Origin of the sequence: Lentilactobacillus fungorum (genome assembly GCF_016860605.1) — a bacterium.
GTDB classification, from domain to species: Bacteria; Bacillota; Bacilli; order Lactobacillales; family Lactobacillaceae; genus Lentilactobacillus; species Lentilactobacillus fungorum.
In genome coordinates this window covers 17,801-37,233 of the sequence record NZ_BNJR01000021.1, presented here as the reverse complement: position 1 = coordinate 37,233, position 19,433 = coordinate 17,801, and the positions used below count along the sequence as shown (strand labels likewise).

Annotated in this window: 17 protein-coding genes and 2 tRNA genes; 16 read left to right on the top strand and 3 right to left on the bottom strand. The window is 40.7% G+C overall.

Annotated elements, in window-relative coordinates:
* Positions 1-24: 24 nt before the first annotated feature.
* Positions 25-618: an LURP-one-related/scramblase family protein gene (locus tag YK48G_RS12820; RefSeq protein ID WP_203631103.1), complete on the bottom strand. Its 594-nt coding sequence runs from the start codon at positions 616-618 to the stop codon at positions 25-27.
* 297 nt (positions 619-915) lie between these two features.
* Between YK48G_RS12820 and YK48G_RS12815 the strand changes: the two genes are divergently transcribed.
* From YK48G_RS12815 to YK48G_RS12800, 4 genes are all read left to right on the top strand, one after another.
* The gene (locus tag YK48G_RS12815; RefSeq protein WP_203631218.1) at positions 916-1,608 is read left to right on the top strand and encodes a uracil-DNA glycosylase; all 693 of its coding nucleotides are present in this window, start codon (positions 916-918) and stop codon (positions 1,606-1,608) included.
* A gap of 431 nt (positions 1,609-2,039) precedes the next feature.
* On the top strand, positions 2,040-3,017 hold the full coding sequence (pta, locus tag YK48G_RS12810; protein WP_203631102.1) for a phosphate acetyltransferase: 978 nt from the start codon (positions 2,040-2,042) through the stop codon (positions 3,015-3,017).
* 60 nt (positions 3,018-3,077) lie between these two features.
* The gene (tsaE, locus tag YK48G_RS12805) at positions 3,078-3,548 is read left to right on the top strand and encodes a tRNA (adenosine(37)-N6)-threonylcarbamoyltransferase complex ATPase subunit type 1 TsaE (RefSeq protein ID WP_203631101.1); all 471 of its coding nucleotides are present in this window, start codon (positions 3,078-3,080) and stop codon (positions 3,546-3,548) included.
* Between the two features lies 1 nt (position 3,549).
* The gene (locus YK48G_RS12800) at positions 3,550-4,044 is read left to right on the top strand and encodes a GNAT family N-acetyltransferase (RefSeq protein ID WP_203631100.1); all 495 of its coding nucleotides are present in this window, start codon (positions 3,550-3,552) and stop codon (positions 4,042-4,044) included.
* Positions 4,045-4,280: 236 nt separating this feature from the next.
* Here the strand turns inward: YK48G_RS12800 and YK48G_RS12795 are convergent, their stop codons facing one another.
* Entirely contained in the window at positions 4,281-4,832 is a 552-nt protein-coding gene (locus YK48G_RS12795) for a 3'-5' exonuclease (RefSeq protein WP_284692046.1), read from the bottom strand.
* Positions 4,833-5,081: 249 nt separating this feature from the next.
* Between YK48G_RS12795 and murB the strand changes: the two genes are divergently transcribed.
* Both murB and YK48G_RS12785 read left to right on the top strand, forming a co-directional pair.
* Positions 5,082-6,032 (top strand): UDP-N-acetylmuramate dehydrogenase, encoded by a 951-nt coding sequence (gene murB, locus YK48G_RS12790; RefSeq protein ID WP_203631098.1) that lies wholly within the window; start codon positions 5,082-5,084, stop codon positions 6,030-6,032.
* Between the two features lie 13 nt (positions 6,033-6,045).
* Positions 6,046-8,169, top strand: a complete 2,124-nt coding sequence (locus YK48G_RS12785; protein ID WP_203631097.1) for a Na+/H+ antiporter — start codon at positions 6,046-6,048, stop codon at positions 8,167-8,169.
* A gap of 105 nt (positions 8,170-8,274) precedes the next feature.
* Here YK48G_RS12785 and YK48G_RS12780 read toward each other — a convergent pair whose 3' ends face one another.
* Positions 8,275-8,937, bottom strand: a complete 663-nt coding sequence (locus YK48G_RS12780) for a DUF1361 domain-containing protein (RefSeq protein ID WP_203631096.1) — start codon at positions 8,935-8,937, stop codon at positions 8,275-8,277.
* A 177-nt stretch (positions 8,938-9,114) separates the two neighbouring features.
* Between YK48G_RS12780 and cdaA the strand changes: the two genes are divergently transcribed.
* The 10 genes from cdaA (at position 9,115) to YK48G_RS12730 (ending at position 19,205) form a co-directional block, all read left to right on the top strand.
* Complete coding sequence (gene cdaA, locus YK48G_RS12775; RefSeq protein ID WP_203631095.1) at positions 9,115-9,963, top strand: diadenylate cyclase CdaA; 849 nt, start codon at positions 9,115-9,117, stop codon at positions 9,961-9,963.
* Positions 9,960-10,922, top strand: a complete 963-nt coding sequence (locus YK48G_RS12770; RefSeq protein ID WP_203631094.1) for a CdaR family protein — start codon at positions 9,960-9,962, stop codon at positions 10,920-10,922. Before cdaA ends, YK48G_RS12770 begins: the two co-directional genes overlap by 4 nt.
* Before the next feature lie 33 nt (positions 10,923-10,955).
* Positions 10,956-12,308, top strand: a complete 1,353-nt coding sequence (gene glmM, locus YK48G_RS12765) for a phosphoglucosamine mutase (protein ID WP_203631093.1) — start codon at positions 10,956-10,958, stop codon at positions 12,306-12,308.
* A gap of 219 nt (positions 12,309-12,527) precedes the next feature.
* A complete protein-coding gene (glmS, locus tag YK48G_RS12760) occupies positions 12,528-14,345 on the top strand; it encodes a glutamine--fructose-6-phosphate transaminase (isomerizing) (RefSeq protein ID WP_203631092.1) in 1,818 nt (605 codons plus the stop codon).
* 342 nt (positions 14,346-14,687) lie between these two features.
* Positions 14,688-16,160: a glycoside hydrolase family 73 protein gene (locus YK48G_RS12755; RefSeq protein ID WP_232365389.1), complete on the top strand. Its 1,473-nt coding sequence runs from the start codon at positions 14,688-14,690 to the stop codon at positions 16,158-16,160.
* A gap of 122 nt (positions 16,161-16,282) precedes the next feature.
* Positions 16,283-17,041: a glucosaminidase domain-containing protein gene (locus tag YK48G_RS12750; protein WP_373300232.1), complete on the top strand. Its 759-nt coding sequence runs from the start codon at positions 16,283-16,285 to the stop codon at positions 17,039-17,041.
* 108 nt (positions 17,042-17,149) lie between these two features.
* Complete coding sequence (locus YK48G_RS12745; protein WP_203631216.1) at positions 17,150-18,223, top strand: ABC transporter ATP-binding protein; 1,074 nt, start codon at positions 17,150-17,152, stop codon at positions 18,221-18,223.
* Positions 18,224-18,569: 346 nt separating this feature from the next.
* Complete coding sequence (locus YK48G_RS12740) at positions 18,570-18,878, top strand: hypothetical protein (RefSeq protein WP_203631090.1); 309 nt, start codon at positions 18,570-18,572, stop codon at positions 18,876-18,878.
* A 70-nt stretch (positions 18,879-18,948) separates the two neighbouring features.
* A tRNA-Asn gene (locus YK48G_RS12735) sits at positions 18,949-19,020 on the top strand.
* 113 nt (positions 19,021-19,133) lie between these two features.
* A tRNA-Asn gene (locus YK48G_RS12730) sits at positions 19,134-19,205 on the top strand.
* Positions 19,206-19,433 lie beyond the last annotated feature (228 nt).

The window sequence follows — 19,433 nt, the reverse complement described above, 5'->3', positions numbered from 1 at the left end:
AGAATCCGTAAGCCCTTAATGGACTCACGAATTCTTATTTTTTTCGTCAAAGTGGTGACATTTGAAGTGAAGGGGATGAAAATTCTCCCAATTGGGGCTAGGCTTGGGGGACAACTTTCCCAACTCACGAATCTTAATTCTTGATGTGTGGACCAAGGAAGGATGATTTAAAATAGCGGCAATTGCCACGACAATCGGTTCATGCTTAATGTTGTCAACTTTAAGCAAGCGAATAACCTGATCTGACTCACCGTATGATTTAATGGTCGCAATGCGTTCCCGGCCCCGCCAGATTGTGTAAAACTGCTTTTCCTGATTACCGATTACTAACCAATTGATGCCGTTGATGAAAACAGTTGTGTAATGCATTGAAAAATTAATGACAGAACTGCCAACAAACTGATGCAAATAAAAGACATCAAATTTAGGGCTAATGCCCATTGATTGCTGGCGGACTTTTGCTAAAACATCGCCACTAACTGAGTACACGGAAAAAGTATCCGAAATCAATCCCCATTTTCCGACAATCAAATATTTGGTGTCTTTATACTCATCGATAATGCGACTGGATCGCGTGTGATCCAGTTCAGACAAATTCAACTGAATTATTCGGCTCATAGACGCATTTCCTTTTTGTTTAATAAACCCATTTTAACACGTTACGAATCTATTTACTTGAAATTAATGGATTCAAAGATGATGGATTTAGTCAGGCATGACGATAGTTGGTAGCGGTTACTAAACGTTGTTAGGTTGAAGCCACCTACAATATTTTGCTTTATTCACCTTCTATCCATAAGAATGGCTGATAAAATAAACGGCCATTTAAAAAGCCAATATCTTTAGTTGGTGATGTCGTTCATGCTGATGTTATTTAAAAACGAATATGGTAAAATCAAGAGTGAGGTGTTGCAAATGAAGCGATTTATTAATAACGACTGGTGGGATGTTTTAAAGCCAGAATTTGAAAAAACATACTACCAGCAGCTCCGCCAATTTTTAATTTCTGAATACAAGACACAATATATTCACCCTGATATGAACCATATTTTTGAAGCGTTTCAGCTAACGCCGTTTAGCAAAACCAAGGTCGTTATTTTAGGTCAAGATCCGTATCATGAACCACATCAGGCACAAGGGTTGAGTTTCTCGGTGATGCCTGGCGTTAAGATTCCGCCATCATTGCAGAATATTTATAAAGAACTTGAGTCTGACTTGGGGATTAAGCCGGTTCAACACGGATCATTAGTTAGTTGGGCTGAACAGGGGGTCTTGTTGTTGAACTCAGTCTTAACAGTTCGAAACGGGCAGGCCTTCTCCCATAAAGGCAAAGGCTGGGAACAATTAACTGATGCAGCTATTCAAAAGCTGTCTGCGCGTGAAAAACCAGTTGTCTTTATTCTTTGGGGGCGAGCAGCTCGAAATAAAATTTCGTTAATTGATACGAATACGAATATTGTGATTCAATCCGCTCATCCAAGCCCATTGTCAGCTAACCATGGCTTCTTTGGATCTAAACCATTTTCAAAAACCAATGAAGCACTTGAAGCAATGGGGGAGACGCCAATTAATTGGCAATTACCAGAAAAAGTTACGCAACAATCCTAATCAACGTTTGGCTTAACACCTCGGATTGAGGAATAATTGTGACAAGTGATGCTTGAGATATACGTGTTCACAGGTAAATAAGACTCGAGAGTTTTTGCGCGAGACAACTTGTGTTTTGACACCTTTGAAAGGTTGAATCAGTTTGGCAGATTCTTATTTTAGTTAGGATGGCTACGCAAAGCAGAAAGCTGCACCTAAGTCCACTTGCCTAAAAATCCAAGCCCGGGATTTCCAGCCAAGATGCCTTATGCTCCAGTTTCTAGGCGCTTTGCTCCGCTCACTTATGTAAGGACAGCTGCGCAAAGCAGAAACTTCCGCATAAAACATCTTGGCCAAAAATCCAAGCCCGGGATTTCCGACCAAGATGCCTTATGCTCCAGTTTCTAACCGCTTTGCTCCGCTCACTTTATTTAATTATGGAGGGAACTAAAATGACATTATTTGATAGTCTTAAGAAAAAAATTAGTGGCAAAAACATTAAAATTGTTTTCCCTGAAGGAAATGATTCAAGAATTCTTGGTGCAGTCAGTCGACTTGCTAGCGAAAAAGTCTTAGAACCAATTGTTTTGGGGGATAAGGCAGAAGTAGCTCAAGTTGCATCGGCTGCAAATATTGATTTAACTGGTATTGAGATTATTGATTATCGGCATTTGCCCCAAGATCAAATTGATGAAATGGCCGCGGCAATCGTTGAACGGCGTAAAGGCAAAACTGATGATGCGAAAGCTCACGAATGGCTAAAAGATCCTAATTATTTTGGTACCACGATGGTTTACATGGATAAAGTTGATGGCATGGTTTCCGGCGCCATTCATGCAACGAGTGATACTGTTCGCCCAGCGCTCCAGATTATTAAAACGAAACCGGGAATTCATTTAATCAGTGGGTCGTTTTTACTTCAAAAGGGTGATCAACGTTTCTTATTTGCGGATTCCGGCATTAACATCGATCCCAACGCTGAGCAATTAGCTGAGATCGCCGTTGTAAGTGCTGAATTTGCAAGAGCTTTTGACATTGATCCTAAAGTAGCCATGCTAAGCTTTTCAACCAAAGGCTCTGCTAAAGGTGAAATGGTGCAAAAGGTTCAGGACGCGACTAAGCTGGCTCAACAAAAAGCGCCAGACGTGCCAATTGACGGCGAATTACAATTTGATGCCGCTTTTGTGCCGTCAGTCGCAGCCAAAAAAGCGCCAGAATCAAGTGTTGCTGGGCACGCAAACATCTTTATTTTCCCGGACCTAAATTCAGGTAATATTGCCTATAAGATTGCTGAACGATTAGGTGGCTTTGAAGCAATGGGCCCCTTACTTCAAGGATTGAACAAGCCAGTTTCCGATTTATCTCGTGGTAGTAATGAAGACGAGGTTTATAAGGTGGCCATTATTACAGCTGTTCAAGCGTTAAGTTAATACTTATAACACGGTGTTGCAAGGTGGATGACGAACTAAGCCGTCTTAAGGGGTGAAAATTTGAAAAATACAATGACAGTCAATTCTGCAGATCAAACGATGCAATTAGGTGAAAAGCTGGCCCCTTTTTTACAACCACGTGATTTGATCTTGTTGGATGGTGATTTAGGCGCTGGGAAGACTACCTTTACAAAAGGGTTAGCCAAGGGATTGGGAATTAGCCGGCCAATTAAGAGCCCAACGTTTACCATTATCCGGGAGTATCAAGATGGCCGAATCCCCCTTTACCACATGGATGTGTATCGATTAGAAGAAGGTGGCGGTGAAGACCTTGGCCTAGAAGAGTATTTTAATGGCGACGGGGTTAATGTTGTTGAATGGTCAAAATTTGTTGCCGGTGAGTTACCTAATCATTATCTTCGAATCATTTTTAAACGGGATGATTCAAAGGGAGATAATGTTAGAACATTAACCTTTGAACCCAAGGGTGAGCGGTTTGTTAAAATGATTCACGAGATGATAGGAGACTAGTATGGCTGAAGAAGTTAATTTTCGACTAGCCGAACCAGAAGACGCACAAGCCGTTTTGGATTTACTTAAGCAGCTGCAACTAGAATCTCATACGTTTTTAGTGGACGCTGATCTTAACGAAATTACGTCAGAGATGGAAGCCGATCAGATTAGGTTGATCGGCCAATCAAAACAGAATTTGATTGCTTTAGCTGAAACGAGCGGAAAACTCATTGGCATTGTGACTGTTGATGGCGTTGAAGAAGCTGTTGGTGAACTAGGAGTGGCTGTTTTAAGTGACTTTCAGGGCTATACACTGGGGAGCAGTCTAGTTGAATTAGCAATTGATTGGGCAATTCATTATAGTACGCTGAGCCAGCTTGTTCTCACTGTTTTTGCTGATAACTTACCAGCAGTCCATATTTATCAAAAGTATGGGTTTGCAACGGTGAAGCGTTTTTCAAAGAATCATCGCCAGCTGCTTAAAATGGCTTTGGCCGTCTCTACGGAATTATAAGTGGCGGGTGAACTAGGGATAGTGCCATCTAAATATGTCAATTTAAAAGCAGATTAAAAAAATAAGCGGATGAATCAAACATCTCAAACTTGAAGTGTTTGACTCATCCGCTTATCTTGCCAGCAGGCCATTTTATTGGTTGCAGTAATATAACAATTATGGTCATAAAATTTGAAACCGAATTTGGTGGGGCCTACTAGAAATTAGTTGATGTAGCCATTAAACCGATTAGAGCTTCAAACTGCTTTAACAAACTGGCGAAGAGCATTGCTGCCAAATTGATGTTGCTCGGTTAATAAAATATTTGCGCAGGCAACACTGTCATCCAACGCATTGTGATGATGGTGTAAATCGATATTTAATTGATCACAGAGCGTGTTTAGCCGGTGATTGACTAGATCTGGATAAAAGCGTTTCGAGGTTCTAAGCGTATCTAAAGTTAAATAGTGGGGCGGTTGAATATCATAGCGCTCAAGGGTTCGTCTTAAAACACTATTATCAAAAGAAGCGTTGTGGGCAACAACTAACTTGTTAGCTTCAAACAAGGGCGCAATATGCTGCCAAATTTCAGGAAAGGTTGGCGCCATTGCCACATCAGCTTTGTGAATGCCATGAACGTTGATGTTTCGCCAGCTAAACTCGACTTCCGGGTTAATTAACGAATAAAACTCGTGAGCAATTTGATTATTTCTCACAATCACCAGCGCCAATGAACAAGCACTGGCGCGTTTGGCATTGGCAGTTTCAAAGTCCATTGCAACAAAATTCATTTTCTTCACCTCATTAATAGTCACATTGTACAAATATCCGCAGAAAAACACAACCAAACGGTTTAAAATTCAATGCATAACATGAGAAACATAAATCGTGGTAAAATTAATGTGTACGTTTTTTAGGACAGCTTTGTCCAGCAAAAGCTTGCTCAAAAGTGTCAATAACAGCCGCCCCTAGTCCGGGGATTTTTTGTTAACAGATACTGATAAGTCGGCTTCTAAGTGCTTGGGGCCGTTCACTTTTTGAAACAGAGGAATTAATAAATGACTATTTATGAAACTTTACAACAAGATTACCCAGAGATTGATATTCTTTTAAATGAACCACTAGCTAATTTTACCCATACGCTTACCGGCGGGCCTGCTGATGCTTTGGCACTACCAACGTCAATTGATCAGTGCCAACAGCTATTGGAGTTTGCGAATGCACATCAAATGCCGGTTACGGTTGTTGGCAATGCCAGTAACCTAATTGTGCGTGATGGTGGTATTCGTGGCTTAACCATGATTCTTACCAAAATCAATAAAATTACCTCGCATGAAAATACGATTGTAGCAGAAGCCGGAACGTCGTTGATTAGCGTGACCAAGGCTGCCCAAAAACATTCTCTGAGTGGCTTGGAGTTTGCTGCTGGCATTCCTGGTAGCGTAGGTGGTGCGGTTTTTATGAACGCAGGTGCTTATGGCGGAGACATTGAAGACGTTGTCGTGGGCGCCGAGGTGTTAACAGCAGATGACAAGATTATTCACTTAGACCACGAACAATTAGATTTTGGTTATCGCCATTGTAGTGTCCAAGAGAACCATCAGATTGTGTTATCAGCAACGTTTTCACTGCACACGGGAGTAGCAGCCAAAATTCAAAAAGAAATGGATCGGCTTAATGAATTGCGTGCGTCTAAGCAACCTTTGGAACTGCCATCTTGTGGGAGCGTTTTTAAGCGGCCAAAGGGTTATTTTGCTGGTAAACTAATTCATGATTCTGGGCTGCAGGGGTTTCAGATCGGTGGTGCCCAAGTATCAACTAAGCACGCCGGGTTCATTGTGAATGTGGATCATGCAACGGCAACCGATTATTTGAATGTGATTGAACATGTCCAACAAACGGTATTTGCTAAGTTCGGTGTCCATTTAGAAACCGAAGTCCGGATTATTGGCGAAGAACCTGACGTAAGAGAAGAGCGCCAAGCCAAGGAAGAATCTGAAACAAAATAGGAGTTGGTCGTGAGTGCACATCCTTGAAGCTGTTATTTTATTAATGGCCTTAGTTGTTTTTTCCAATGTTGTTGATCATTTTGTCCCGGCTGTACCAGTTAGTCTAATTCAAGTGGCAATTGGCTTAGTTGTCGCAGTGACGACAAAAACGTCAATCCCATTAGAAACAGATTGGTTTTTGTTGCTATTTGTCGCCCCATTGCTGTTTAACGATGGGCGCCGATTTCCTAAACGGGAGCTGTGGCAATTGCGAGGCCCCATTTTGGCCAACGCGATCGCTTTAGTCTTTTTGACGACGATTGTCGGCGGACTACTTTTTCATTTAATCATTCCAACGATGCCGTTATCGGTTAGCTTCGCCTTAGCAGCTATTTTGTCGCCAACCGATCCGGTAGCCGTTCAATCAATCTCTAAACGGGCTAAGTTGCCTGAAGGAATTTTGCATATTGTCAGTGGTGAAAGCTTGATTAATGACGCAAGTGGACTGATTGCCTTTAAATATGCAATCGCGGCAACTGTAACCGGCGTTTTTTCGCTAGAAGCCGCGGCGATTGATTTCGTTTATATCAGTATCATGGGATTTTTAAGCGGGCTGGTCATTATGACAATTATCTTAGTGATTGAGAATTGGCTATACCGCCAAGGCATTAATGACGTTATTTTTAGTACGGTTTTACAAGTTACGACGCCGTTTGTTGTTTACTTGTTAACTGAGGAAGTTCTTCATGCTTCTGGAGTGATTGCCGTGGTGGCCGCTGGGATTGTCTTTCATTTTTATGGGACGGCACCAGATCGCAGCCAGCCTGAGCTTAAGTTGGTCAGTGAAAAAACCTGGGATATTATTATTTACACGTTAAACGGGATTGTCTTTTTAATTCTTGGCATTGAATTGCCAATTGCGACAACCAATGTGATTCAAAATGACAATATCAATACATTTGTCGCGTTGGGAATTTCTTTTGTTGCGTGGTTGATTCTACTAGTTATCCGCGTTGTGTGGATATACGGGTTTCAACTTGCCAGTACAATTAGGTCACGACAGAGTAAATCCAGGCAGGCTAAACAGATGCCGACTTTCAAAGCGGCCCTTTTGGCTGGCTTGTCTGGCGTCCGTGGTGCCGTAACGATGGCCGGGGTACTGTCGATGCCAATGGTCGTTGAAAATGGCAGCCGCTTTCCATCGCGTTCGCTGGCGTTATTCGTGGCAGCTGGGGTTATCATTATTAGTTTAGTTGTGGCGACGGTCATGCTGCCGTTAATTTCTGAAGATAAAGCACCACTTTTAACGCGAGCCAATTCAACTAACGATCCAGATGAGTTGGAAGAAACAACTGAAGATGACGACCAGCATTATATTTCAGAAGATCAAGCGCGGCTATACATCATGAAGTTAGCCGTTCAACGAATTGAAGAAGAGCGGCGTCCCAATAACCAAAAGGAAGCCTATGATTTAATTTTAGACTATCAATTTCTAATTCGAAGGTTGGAATTAAAGCTGCAAAATAAACAGGAAATGGACGCCATTATTGCCGATGAGTTGGCACTCAGAAGGGTGGCATTGCGTGGTGAACGTTCAGCGGTTCAAAAACTATACGACAAGCAGCAAATCAGCAAGGAAACTTTTTTGGTTTCGACTGCCCGGCTGCAGCGGGTAGAAAATCAAATGGTTCGTTCAGTTGGTCGAAAAGCAAAACTGGGACGCGGAATTGTTCAACAAGTCATCCGATTACGCAACCTCATTTCACTTTCACTGCTACAACGTCGCAATCACGAGGACCTTTCCAATGAGCTTATCCTTGTCCAAAAAGAGCAAGCCAAGGGGGCAATTAAAGCTTTATCAAGTTACTTTGCCCGTGACGATATTGACAATAATCGCTTTGACGGTCAGTCAGTTTATCATTTAATTGTTCATTATCGTAACCAAATTGAGCTGGCCAAGGAGTATTCTAAAAAGCAGATTAAAGATCGGACAATGCAGTATCAACATCTGCGCATCAAGGCACTGGCTGCTGAGAGAGAAGGCGTTCAAGTCCTTTTGGAACAAGGCAATATTGATTGGGCAATGGCTGCTCGACTTAGGCAGTATATCAATTATTCTGAGACCGTTTTAATCATGGACTACCAAAATAATGACTAATTCGCCAATCGCTAAGGGTAATTGTTGCCGATAGCAAAAGGGCCAGCCCCGACAATTGTGGCTGACCTTTGTGTTGGATAGATTGAGCTGATGACAGTGTGTTCGCTAATCGTTATTCATAAACTGTGATTGCCCAATTAACTTAAGTGTATAAAAGAAGACTAATTGAACGATTGTTAATAGCGCAATGAAGATGATTGCCGGCTTGCTCCACATATTCATGAGTGGTTTGATAAACAATTCCGGTGTTAGGAAAAGGTAAATGGTGTGAATCCTCAAAAATCTGCCAATAAAGATACCAACTGAGGTTAAAATCGTCAACAAAATAATGATGCCTTGATAAAACCACGACTGAGTCAGCTTTAACCTAAAACTAATCGCCTTGGCAGTTTGATCTAGCCCCCACATCCCAATGATGGTTGAAAAGATTGTGGAGATCAACAAAAGTGAAAACTTTAGCCACATCACGTCATTCAATCGCAATAACCCATTTGTACCATAAGGGCTTAGCAGCGATAAATGAAAAAGGTCGGTTAGTAAATATGGCGTATTTGGATAAAATAATAACCAAACTAAAACGAGCATCCAAAAAACAAATTGACTTTTGGGCCGTTTTGAATCAACGTGAAAGCTGAGTTCAATCGGTATGAATGCCAAAAACGTATTGAGAACCAAAAAGTTGAACGGAGGTTCTTTCAGATAAGTGTATAAGATTGCCAGCCAGAAAAGAAAACATGCGCGAACAATCCATTTATTCCTTTTGCTCAAGTGATAACCTCCCCTCAACAATATTAAACTATTTTTGTGGGCTAAATGCTATCATTAAATTGGATTCAACGGATTTTTTATAATTTATTTAAAGATCCGGCTGAATTTGGTATGATTAGCGATTCACCTAATTAGTAATGATATAATATTGCTGATAAATTAATTAAGGAGCGCGCCATGAACTGGTCTGGGATTTTTACGTTACATAATTTTACAAATCTAATCGACATTTTAGTTGTTTGGTTTTTGATTTATAACTTGATTTTAATGGTTCGGGGGACTAAAGCGGTTCAATTACTTCGCGGAATCGTCTTTATTCTGCTGATTAAGATTGTAAGTGTCTGGATTGGTCTATCAACGGTTTCTTGGATTATGGATCAAGTCATCAATTGGGGAGTGATTGCAATTGTTGTCATTTTCCAACCAGAAATCCGGCGCGGTTTGGAACACTTAGGCCGGGGATCCCTATTTGTTCGCGGGCGTCAAGAAAATGAAGCCGCCAAGAAGATGATTGCATCTTTGGATAAGGCCATTCAATATATGTCCAAACGCCGAATTGGTGCATTAATGACAATTCAAATGAATACCGGGTTGGAAGAATATATTGAAACGGGGATTGATATTGATGCGGAAGTCAGTGGTGAGCTGCTAATTAATATCTTTATTCCAAACACGCCTTTGCATGATGGGGCCGTGATTATCAAAAATAATCGAGTAGCAGTTGCGGCTGCCTATTTGCCACTATCGCAAAGTAATTTAATCCCCAAAGAACTTGGCACCAGGCATCGCGCGGCAGTTGGCATTTCAGAGTTGACGGATGCCATGACAATTGTGATTTCAGAAGAAACCGGAGAAGTGTCGATCACGCAAAATAATGAGTTGCTCCGTGGAATGACTCAAGATGACTATTTGAAGTATTTCCGTGATCAACTGTTGACGGATGATTCACAACAAAGCCATCGAACTTTAATTAACACCATCTCGTCTTTTATTGAGCGTCATTTTAAGGGGGGCCGCAAGCGATGAAAAAGTTCCTGTTTAATAATTGGGCTTACCGGCTGCTTTCGCTTTTTTTTGCCATTTTGCTGTTTATGTACGTTGGCAGCACGCAGGGACCGTCAACGTCAGTTAGTGATAATAGCAATTCGACTCAATTAACCTCTAATAAAGCCAAAACGTTTTCAGTTCCATTGTCATTAACAGTTAATAGTAATAAGTATTTTGTAACCGGTTATCCTCAACGAGTTAAAATTCATCTTAATGGCCCTTCCGCGTTAGTCACAACGACTGCCAATACCCAGAATTTTAAGGCCTATGCCGACCTTTCAAAGTTGGGGGTGGGGACACATACGGTGCCAATTCAGCAAGAAGGCCTCAATAATGATTTGAGATATCGGTTTGAACCAGCTAAAATAAAAGTTAATATTCAACCGAGAAAGACCGTTAGTTATCCATTACAAGTGAAGTACTCGAAGGCAAACATTGCATCTGGCTATCAAGCGGGGAATGCGACAGCTGATGTTAAGAGTGTCAAAATCACGGGGGCTTCCGATCAAATTAATCGTATTCATTCAGTTGTGGCACAACTAAATATTCCTCAAAATGCCAAGTCGTCTATTAATAGTCAGGCAATTATTGAGGCTTTGGATGATAAGCAAAATACTGTAAACGTTGTGATTACGCCAGCAACTGCTGACGTAACTTTGCCGATTACGCCTGGCAATAGTAAAGAATTACCAATCAAACTCACGCCAAAAGGGATTACTGATGATAATGAAAGCTTTACGTTGACGTCAGCGACTAAGCGTGTCAGGGTATTTGGAACAAAGGCGCAGTTGAAAAAGCTGAGTGTCGTTGAAGTTGAAGTGGATACGAGCGATGTCAAAAACACCGAGACAAAGAAGGTTTTTCTTGATAGCAAATTGAATAAAGTTAAAGGATTTGATCCGGATTACATTAATGTAAAAATTTCCAGAAACAATTAGTTGTTATTTTATATTTGAAATGAGGAAAATTAAATGAAGTATTTTGGTACAGATGGTGTTCGTGGAATCGCAAATAAGGAGCTAACGCCAGAGCTTGCTTTTCGTTGCGGCCGGGCTGGCGGTTACGTATTAACCCATCACTCAGAACGAAAGCAACCTCAGGTATTGGTTGCTCGAGATACCCGAATTTCTGGACAGATGCTAGAAGAAGCCCTGATTGCGGGACTGCTTTCAGTGGGAATTGAAGTATTAAATCTCGGGATCGTTACGACGCCAGGAGTGGCTTACTTAGTTCGAAACCAAGAAGCCGACGCCGGTGTCATGATTACCGCCTCCCATAATCCAGTTGAATATAACGGGATTAAATTCTTTGGTGCAGACGGCTATAAGCTTTCTGATGAACTAGAAGAAGAAATTGAGTCCATTCTTGAACGGTCGGAAGATATTTTACCACGACCCGCTGCTCACGGGCTTGGTGTTGCCGGTGATTATCTTGAAGGTAGTCAAAAATACATTCATTTTCTTGAACAAACAATTTCAGAAGACTTATCCGGCATTAAGGTTTGCGTCGATGCAGCCAATGGCTCTACCAGCAAATTGGTGACGACTTTATATGCCGATTTAGGGATTGAATTTGAAACTTTGGCAACTAATCCAGATGGGTTAAATATTAATGATCATGTTGGCTCAACCCATCCAGAGCAGTTACAACAATTTGTCGTTGATCAAGGTGTCCAAGCTGGAATTGCGTTTGATGGTGATGGCGATAGATGTATTGCTGTTGATGAAAACGGTCAATTAGTTGATGGCGATGCAATTATGTACATTTGTGGCAAATACATGGCTGAACGTGGTCGACTGAAGAAAAATACCATCGTAACAACAGTTATGAGCAATATGGGCATGTATAAGGCAATGGAACGGGCTGGCATGACCAGCGTCAAGACCCAAGTGGGTGACCGCTACGTGGTTGAAAAAATGAATGAAGATGGTTATAACCTTGGTGGCGAACAATCTGGCCACATTATTTTTCTTGATTTCAATACCACTGGTGATGGAATGTTAACCAGTTTACAACTGCTATCCGTGATGAAAGCAACTGGCAAAAAGTTATCGGAGTTAGCTGGCGAAGTGAAGAAATATCCGCAAAAATTAATTAATGTTAAGGTTCATGATAAAAAGACTGGTTTGGAAAATCCCCAAATTAAGGCGGTTATCCAACAGGTTGAAGAAGAAATGCACGGTGATGGCCGGGTATTGGTTCGACCAAGCGGTACAGAACCGTTATTGCGGGTGATGACCGAGGCACCAACTGAAGATTTGGTGAATGACTATACAAAACGAATTGCCGATGTCGTTCAAAAAGAAATTGGGATCGAGTCATAATTTTGAAAAGGATGGGTTGATTTTGGACTCATCCTTTTCGTTTTGTTTAAAAAATAGTGACGTGCAACCGGTTGTCATCTGTAAATTAGATTTTCCTATACCACTTCGTTTGTTTTGTTGACTTTTTTACGTAAGTTGTGTAGATTATACCTGTTAGCAAATTAAATTAAACAACTTTTTTGTATATACCAATTTTAAAAATGCTGAGGAGACTAGATTATGTGTGGAATTGTTGGAGTTACTGGAAACGACAATGCGGTTTCAATTTTATTGGAAGGGCTTGAAAAGCTTGAGTACCGTGGTTACGATTCTGCGGGCATTTATGTAAATGATTTGAATGGCAATGATTACTTAGTTAAACGAAAGGGACGCATCTCTAACCTTGAGGCAGCTGTTGGTCCTGAAGTTCACGGATCAGTTGGCATTGGCCATACTCGTTGGGCAACTCATGGTGTGGTGAGTGTTGCAAACGCCCACCCTCAATATTCAGAAGATCACCGCTTTTATCTAGTTCACAATGGCGTCATTGAAAATTATAAAGAATTAAAGGCACAGTACTTGAGCAATGTGACCTTTGAATCACAAACGGATACTGAAGTCGTTGTCCAATTAGTTGACCGGTTTGTTCAGACTGAGGGCTTATCGACAAAGGACGCGTTTTTAAAGACCCTAAGCCTATTGGAAGGCTCGTCTTACGCGTTCTTGTTGATGGATAGTGCGGATCCAGAAACGTTGTATGTTGCTAAGAACAAAAGCCCTTTGCTGATTGGCGTGGGTGATGGCTGCAACGTTGTTTGCTCGGATGCACTGGCCATGTTGAATGTTACCCATGATTTCTTGGAACTTCATGATGGCGAAGTAGTGACGATTAAACCAAATGCCGTCGTGATTGAAGACGCCAATGGCAATCATGTGGATCGTGAGCCGTTCCACGTTTCAATGGACGCTCAAGAAACCGATAAGGGCACTTATCCATATTACATGCTAAAAGAAATTGATGAGCAGCCCAACGTAATGCGAAAATTAGCGTCATTATACACGCAAGAATCTGGTCGGCCCAACGTTGACCAAACCTTAATTGACACCATGAAGCAAGCAGATCGGATTTATATCGTTGGCGCCGGAACCAGTTATCATGCTGGCTTGGTAGGCAAAAAGTTATTTGAAAAATTAACGCATGTTCCAACTGAAGTTCACGTGGCTTCCGAATTTGCTTACGACAACCCATTATTGTCCCAGAAACCATTCTTCATTTTTCTTTCTCAAAGCGGCGAAACGGCAGATAGTCGAGAAGTGCTGGTAAACGTGAATGCGCATGACTACAAGAGCTTGACGATTACCAACGTTGAAAATTCAACCCTTTCTCGAGAAGCTACCTACACGATGCTGCTTCATGCTGGTCCAGAAATTTCAGTGGCATCAACTAAGGCATATACGGCTCAAATTGCAGTTGAAGCGATTTTGGCTAAAGCGCTTGGTGAGGCTAAACAGCAAGTCATTGCTGAAGAATTTGATATTCGCCAGCAGCTTGGTTTGGTTGCAACAGGAATGCAAGCCATTACTGACGAAAAGGACTTTATTGAATCCCTTGCTAAGAAATATTTTGTGCCAACAACCAAAGCTTTTTACATCGGTCGAGGGATTGACCAAACTGTTTCGTTGGAGTCGGCTTTGAAACTCAAAGAGATTTCTTATGTTCAGGCTGAGGGATTTGCCTCAGGTGAATTAAAGCATGGCACGATTGCGTTAATTGAAGATGGTACGCCGGTTGTTGGCATTATTACCCAAAAGCGAACGGCTAATTTAACCAGAAGTAACTTACAAGAAACGATGTCTCGAGGTGCCCAGACGTTTACGATCGTTAGAAAAGGATTGGCGCAACCTGATGACACAATCATTGTGCCAGATGTGGATGAGATGATCACCCCATTATTAAGTGTGGTTCCAGCCCAATTGATTGCTTATTACACAAGCTTAAATAAAGGCTTGGACGTTGATCGACCAAGAAACTTAGCGAAGAGCGTGACCGTTGAATAATTGAATCGCTATGATCCTACTGGTTTGTAATTGAATATGAGGTTAAGCTAGAAGTCAGGATAAAGACAACATCTTTATTTTGGCTTTTTTTATTTGGATTACCTAAATGAAAGCAAAACCGAGGGATTGATTCAGTAGCAAAATTTAAGCACTGCGGTTAACTTGATAGTATTTATTTATGATTTGAGGCTAATTTTTTGTGTTCAAGTCACGGATAATATAGTATTATGAGTGTTGAAAGTATTAAGAAAATCTTAAGAATTTATTGTTTAAGTTTGTTGTGAATCACTTCATTTTTCGCCGCATTTTTAATATGATAATGATGTGGTATCTAACAAAGGGGTGGAACGATTGAATAAATTAATTAAATGTGGACTTGCTGCTGTCTTGGCAGCTGGGATGGGGGCCTTATCCTCAATCTTCCCAGTTCAGCGTACATATGCCCAAACGACTACGGCAACGACTTTTATTGATAAGTATAAGAGTGATGTCAAAAAGGCATCCTCGAAGTACAACCTGTACGGGTCGGTAATGATGGCCCAAGCCGCCCTAGAGAGCTCTTGGGGACAGAGCCAGCTGACAACCCAGGCCAATAATTTCTTTGGCATTAAAGGCGCTTACAATGGCCAATCAGTTTCGATGTCAACGGTTGAATACAACAGCAATGGTCAGATGGTGAATACGACTGCTAATTTCAAGAAGTACCCGACAGCTTATTCATCATTTGCAGATAATGGCGCCACACTAAGAAACGGAACCAGTTGGGATCCAAAGTACTATTCAGGTTCTTGGAAAGAAAATGCTGAAAATTACGCCGCGGCTGCCAATGCGTTAACTGGTAAGTATGCGACAGCACCCAATTATGGCACTTCGCTCATCAATTTGATTCAAACTTATGGTTTGGATCAAGTCTTTGGGGAAGCTTCGGCAACTTCTTCGAGCGCAGCAAGTTCGTCTAGTTCATCAACTTCTTCGACAAGCAGTAGTTCGAATACGACTTCAACCGCAACTTCTGCAAGTCCTCTGGCAACGGTCAAATATTATCATTCATCCGGATCTGATCAAGCCACGCTTTCGGGCAAATATAAGAAGTATTATGTTTATAATCATATTAAGGGAGCCAGTCGATCTGAAAAAAAGTACACGTGGCAATCCCTGGGTGTCAAAAAGCCAGTTAGTGTTTACTTAGACATGCGGGGTGTCAAGCAGGGAACATCTGGTTCATGGTACCGACTGCGATTTTATCAAAACACGAAAGCCAAAAAATTTTGGGTTTATTCCTCTGCGCTCAAGTTTGCGCCAACCTATTACGGCACAACCAGTGGTCGGCTCACACCAAATTTAAAGTCGAACCAAGCTATTTATAATCACGTTTCTGGGACACCCCAGCTTTCAAAGACGGTGACCAAGGTGAAGGCTTTAAAAGCAACGAAGACAGGTTATTCAGTTGATAAAACTGCGTTACAATCATCAAAATCCGGACCAATTTTATGGTATCGAGTTGCGCTTGGCAAAAAGAAGGGTTGGATTAAAGGAGCAGCTGTCACTTCTTATCCAGCTTCCGTGGCGATTGCAAATGCGAACTTAACCAAAGTGATTGTTAAAGGCACCGACTCAGCCTTATTATTTGATCAGGCTGTCAAAACCGGAAACATGCAAAAGCATTACAAACTCGCCCAAACAAGTTTGAAGGTTGGGACAAAAGTGGTCGCTGACAAGATTGGCTTTAAGATTCAGGATCACTCAATTTGGTATCGGATCACGATTCCAGGAACTCACAATAAGTATTGGATTTCTTCTAAAAGTTTGTCATAAGATTTTCCCTTAAGGATAGCAAATACTGGCAGGTGATGTATAATATCACTCTGGTATCTGATTTTAGGGAGGTTTTTCAAATCTTTAAACGAATAAAAAAAGCCCTAGAAAAAACGATTATCATGGGGATTTCGATAATCGGTTTTTCTTTTGCAAATCATCTTATTGTGAATGCGAGTGTTGAAACTGATTTTATTCAGCAGTTTAAAGCGCCGATTGTCAAAATCAGCAAACAGAATCATTTGTATCCGTCGGTTATGATGGCCCAAGCAATTGTGGAAAGTGATTTTGGTCGTTCAGAATTGTCTGTAGAAGCGAACAATTATTTTGGCGTAAAGGGAAGCTATAACGGTCAATCAGTCACGATGAGGACGGGTGAGTATACGACAAAGGGGAAGCATTACGTCACTGCTGCCCAGTTTAAAAAGTACCCCAGTATGATTGCCTCAATTAGGGATAATGCCTATATCTTACGTCATGGCACGCTGTCCGACCCCAATTATTATTCAGGAACTTGGACGACCAGCGCGATTTCATCCGTTGACGCCGCCATGGCCCTCTCTTCAACTTATGCAACTGATATGGACTATGGTAACAAGCTGAACGCAATAATTGTTAAATACGATCTAAATCAGCTGGATACGGGGGCTAGCTCAAATGACATTAATTCTAAGATTGAAGCATCTTTAAAAAAACAATTGGGGACTTCTAACACGACTCAACCCCAAGAAGCCACCCAGCAGTCAAAGATCACCAAGATTAATAGGCCTTTGATCCCCAGAAATATTTTTGAAAAGCAATCCGGGCCAGCGACTACCAATAATTCCGATGAAATTCAAATTAATAATATTTTATTAGAAAAAATTAAAATTACTCGCTAATAGTTATTTAAGGGTTCACCAAGATTCATTGCGAATCCTTTTTTGTAAGTTGTTTTTGGTATAATGTTATTTGTTTGTATGAGCATCTCTTAAAAACAGGAGAGAATAATTGTGGAAGATTATAAAGTAAAAGTTCAAAATGTTACAAAAGAATATGACTTATTCAAAACTCAGTCTGAGAAACTGAGATCGTTTTTTTCGGTATCCAAAAAATCAGTTCCTCATTTTTGGTCACTTATGGGGATCTCACTGACGATTCAACCCGGAGAAACACTGGGATTAATTGGGGTCAACGGGTCTGGAAAGTCAACGCTGTCAAACATTATTTCAGGGATTATTCCCCAGACAACGGGGTACGTTGACGTCCGTGGTGAAACTTCGATTGTTGCGATTAGTGCCGGTTTACGGAATAATTTAACTGGTAGAGAAAACATTCGATTAAAATCATTAATGCAAGGAATGACCAATGAACAAATTGATGAAGTAATGCCCGATATTATTTCATTTGCCGACATTGGTGATTTTGTGGATCAACCAGTTAAGAGTTATTCAAGTGGGATGCGTTCCCGGCTAGGCTTTGCAATTGCTGTTCACATTAAGCCTGATATTCTAATTATCGATGAAGCTTTATCGGTGGGGGATGATACGTTCTACCAAAAGTGCGTTGATAAGATCACCGAATTTAAAGAAGAGGGGAAAACGATTATCTTCGTCAGCCATTCGCTTAAACAAATTCAAATGCTTTGTGACAAAGTTGCTTGGATTAACTACGGTGAGTTAAAGATGGTTGGCGATACAAAAGAGGTTACCGCGAAATATCGAGAGTTTACAAAGTGGTTCAAGAAATTAAGTAAAAAAGAAAAGCACGAATTTGAAACCAAACGCAAGAGTATTCAAAAAAACTTCAGTATCGAAAAATACCAAAAGAAAGTAGCCGAAGAAATGCAGAAAAACGCTCCTGATGAAAAGAACGTTCCTGCTAAAGTTCATAAGTTGTTTTATGGTTCAGTGATTAGTGAAAAAATGTCAGTGTGGAATCAGCTTTTAACTTGGGGCGTTTTATTAGTGGTTATTTTCTTCTGCCTGGTTAATATTTCTGGGTATTCTGTCGGCCATATTATAAGCGACCCATCGGCATTAATTCATCCTTCCCATGTATTACACTTGCCGGGGGTTAAATAAGTTTAGCTAGTGGATTGTCAAATAGCTGCAAGCTTATCAACAATTTAAACTGCTTAAATAATTGGTCAAAACAGCAGTGGTTATTTTGACCATTTATTTCAAATTAATATTGACAGCGCTTCCAAAATTGAGTATATTATCTGTGGGTACTAAATAAATACCTTCTAATCAATTCTCTTTCTCTCTTAAAAAGCTGACGGCTTTTGATACCGTCAGCTTTTTCATGTATAATGAAAAACTGGCCGTGTGTAAAGAAAAAACTGGTGGGTCTGTGGATAGCCAAAGCATTCTCATTAATTGGCGATTTTTAATCCTTGGTCTCATTCATTTTTAGGAGAAGATAACTGTGAAAAGTCATGAAGTATTGACGTTAATTGAAGAGATTACCCGAAATGATGGTACGAAATATATCGAAATTAGCAACATGGTACAAAATGGTCGAGCTGAATTGGCAGCTGAACGGGGATTCATCAAACAAGTTCGAATTCTCCAACTCAATATTCCACACTCACCGCATGTCGCTAAGTACGAGCATTATATAAATGAGAATTTTACGATGCCAGATGAGAATATGGATCATTTTGAAGAATGGCACAAAACACCTGAAATGCAGAAGGAAGTAGCCATTATTTTAAAAGAAAATCACATCGGATAATTAAATTATATTGCATCATTTTGAGAAATATGATATAAATATATATGTCGCAATTACTAAAGACGCTAATTGCTCCGTAGTTCAGTGGTAGAATAATTGACTGTTAATCAAGAGGTCGCTGGTTCGAACCCAGCCGGAGCAGTTAAGATTTCAGGAGAACGTAATTCTTCCAAAATCTTTTTTTATACATTTTTTACTTGTGTTTATCATGTGAATATGATAAATTAGTTTCATGGGAATTTAATCAAATATTTTTGCTCCGTAGTTCAGTGGTAGAATAATTGACTGTTAATCAAGAGGTCGCTGGTTCGAACCCAGCCGGAGCAGTAAGTGATTATCGGTTCTGATGATTGAAAGTTAGTCGTTGGGATATACAAAAGGCATGATCGTTGTGAACAATAATGATCATGTCTTTTTTTGCGCATAATTAGTAGGGGTAACAGGCAGCTAAGGCCACTATGGAATATACTTTTACTATAGTAATTCAATTTAATATAAGATTTGTCTATATTAGAATAAACGATTTGAATGGTTAAACTATTGATTTGATGGGGA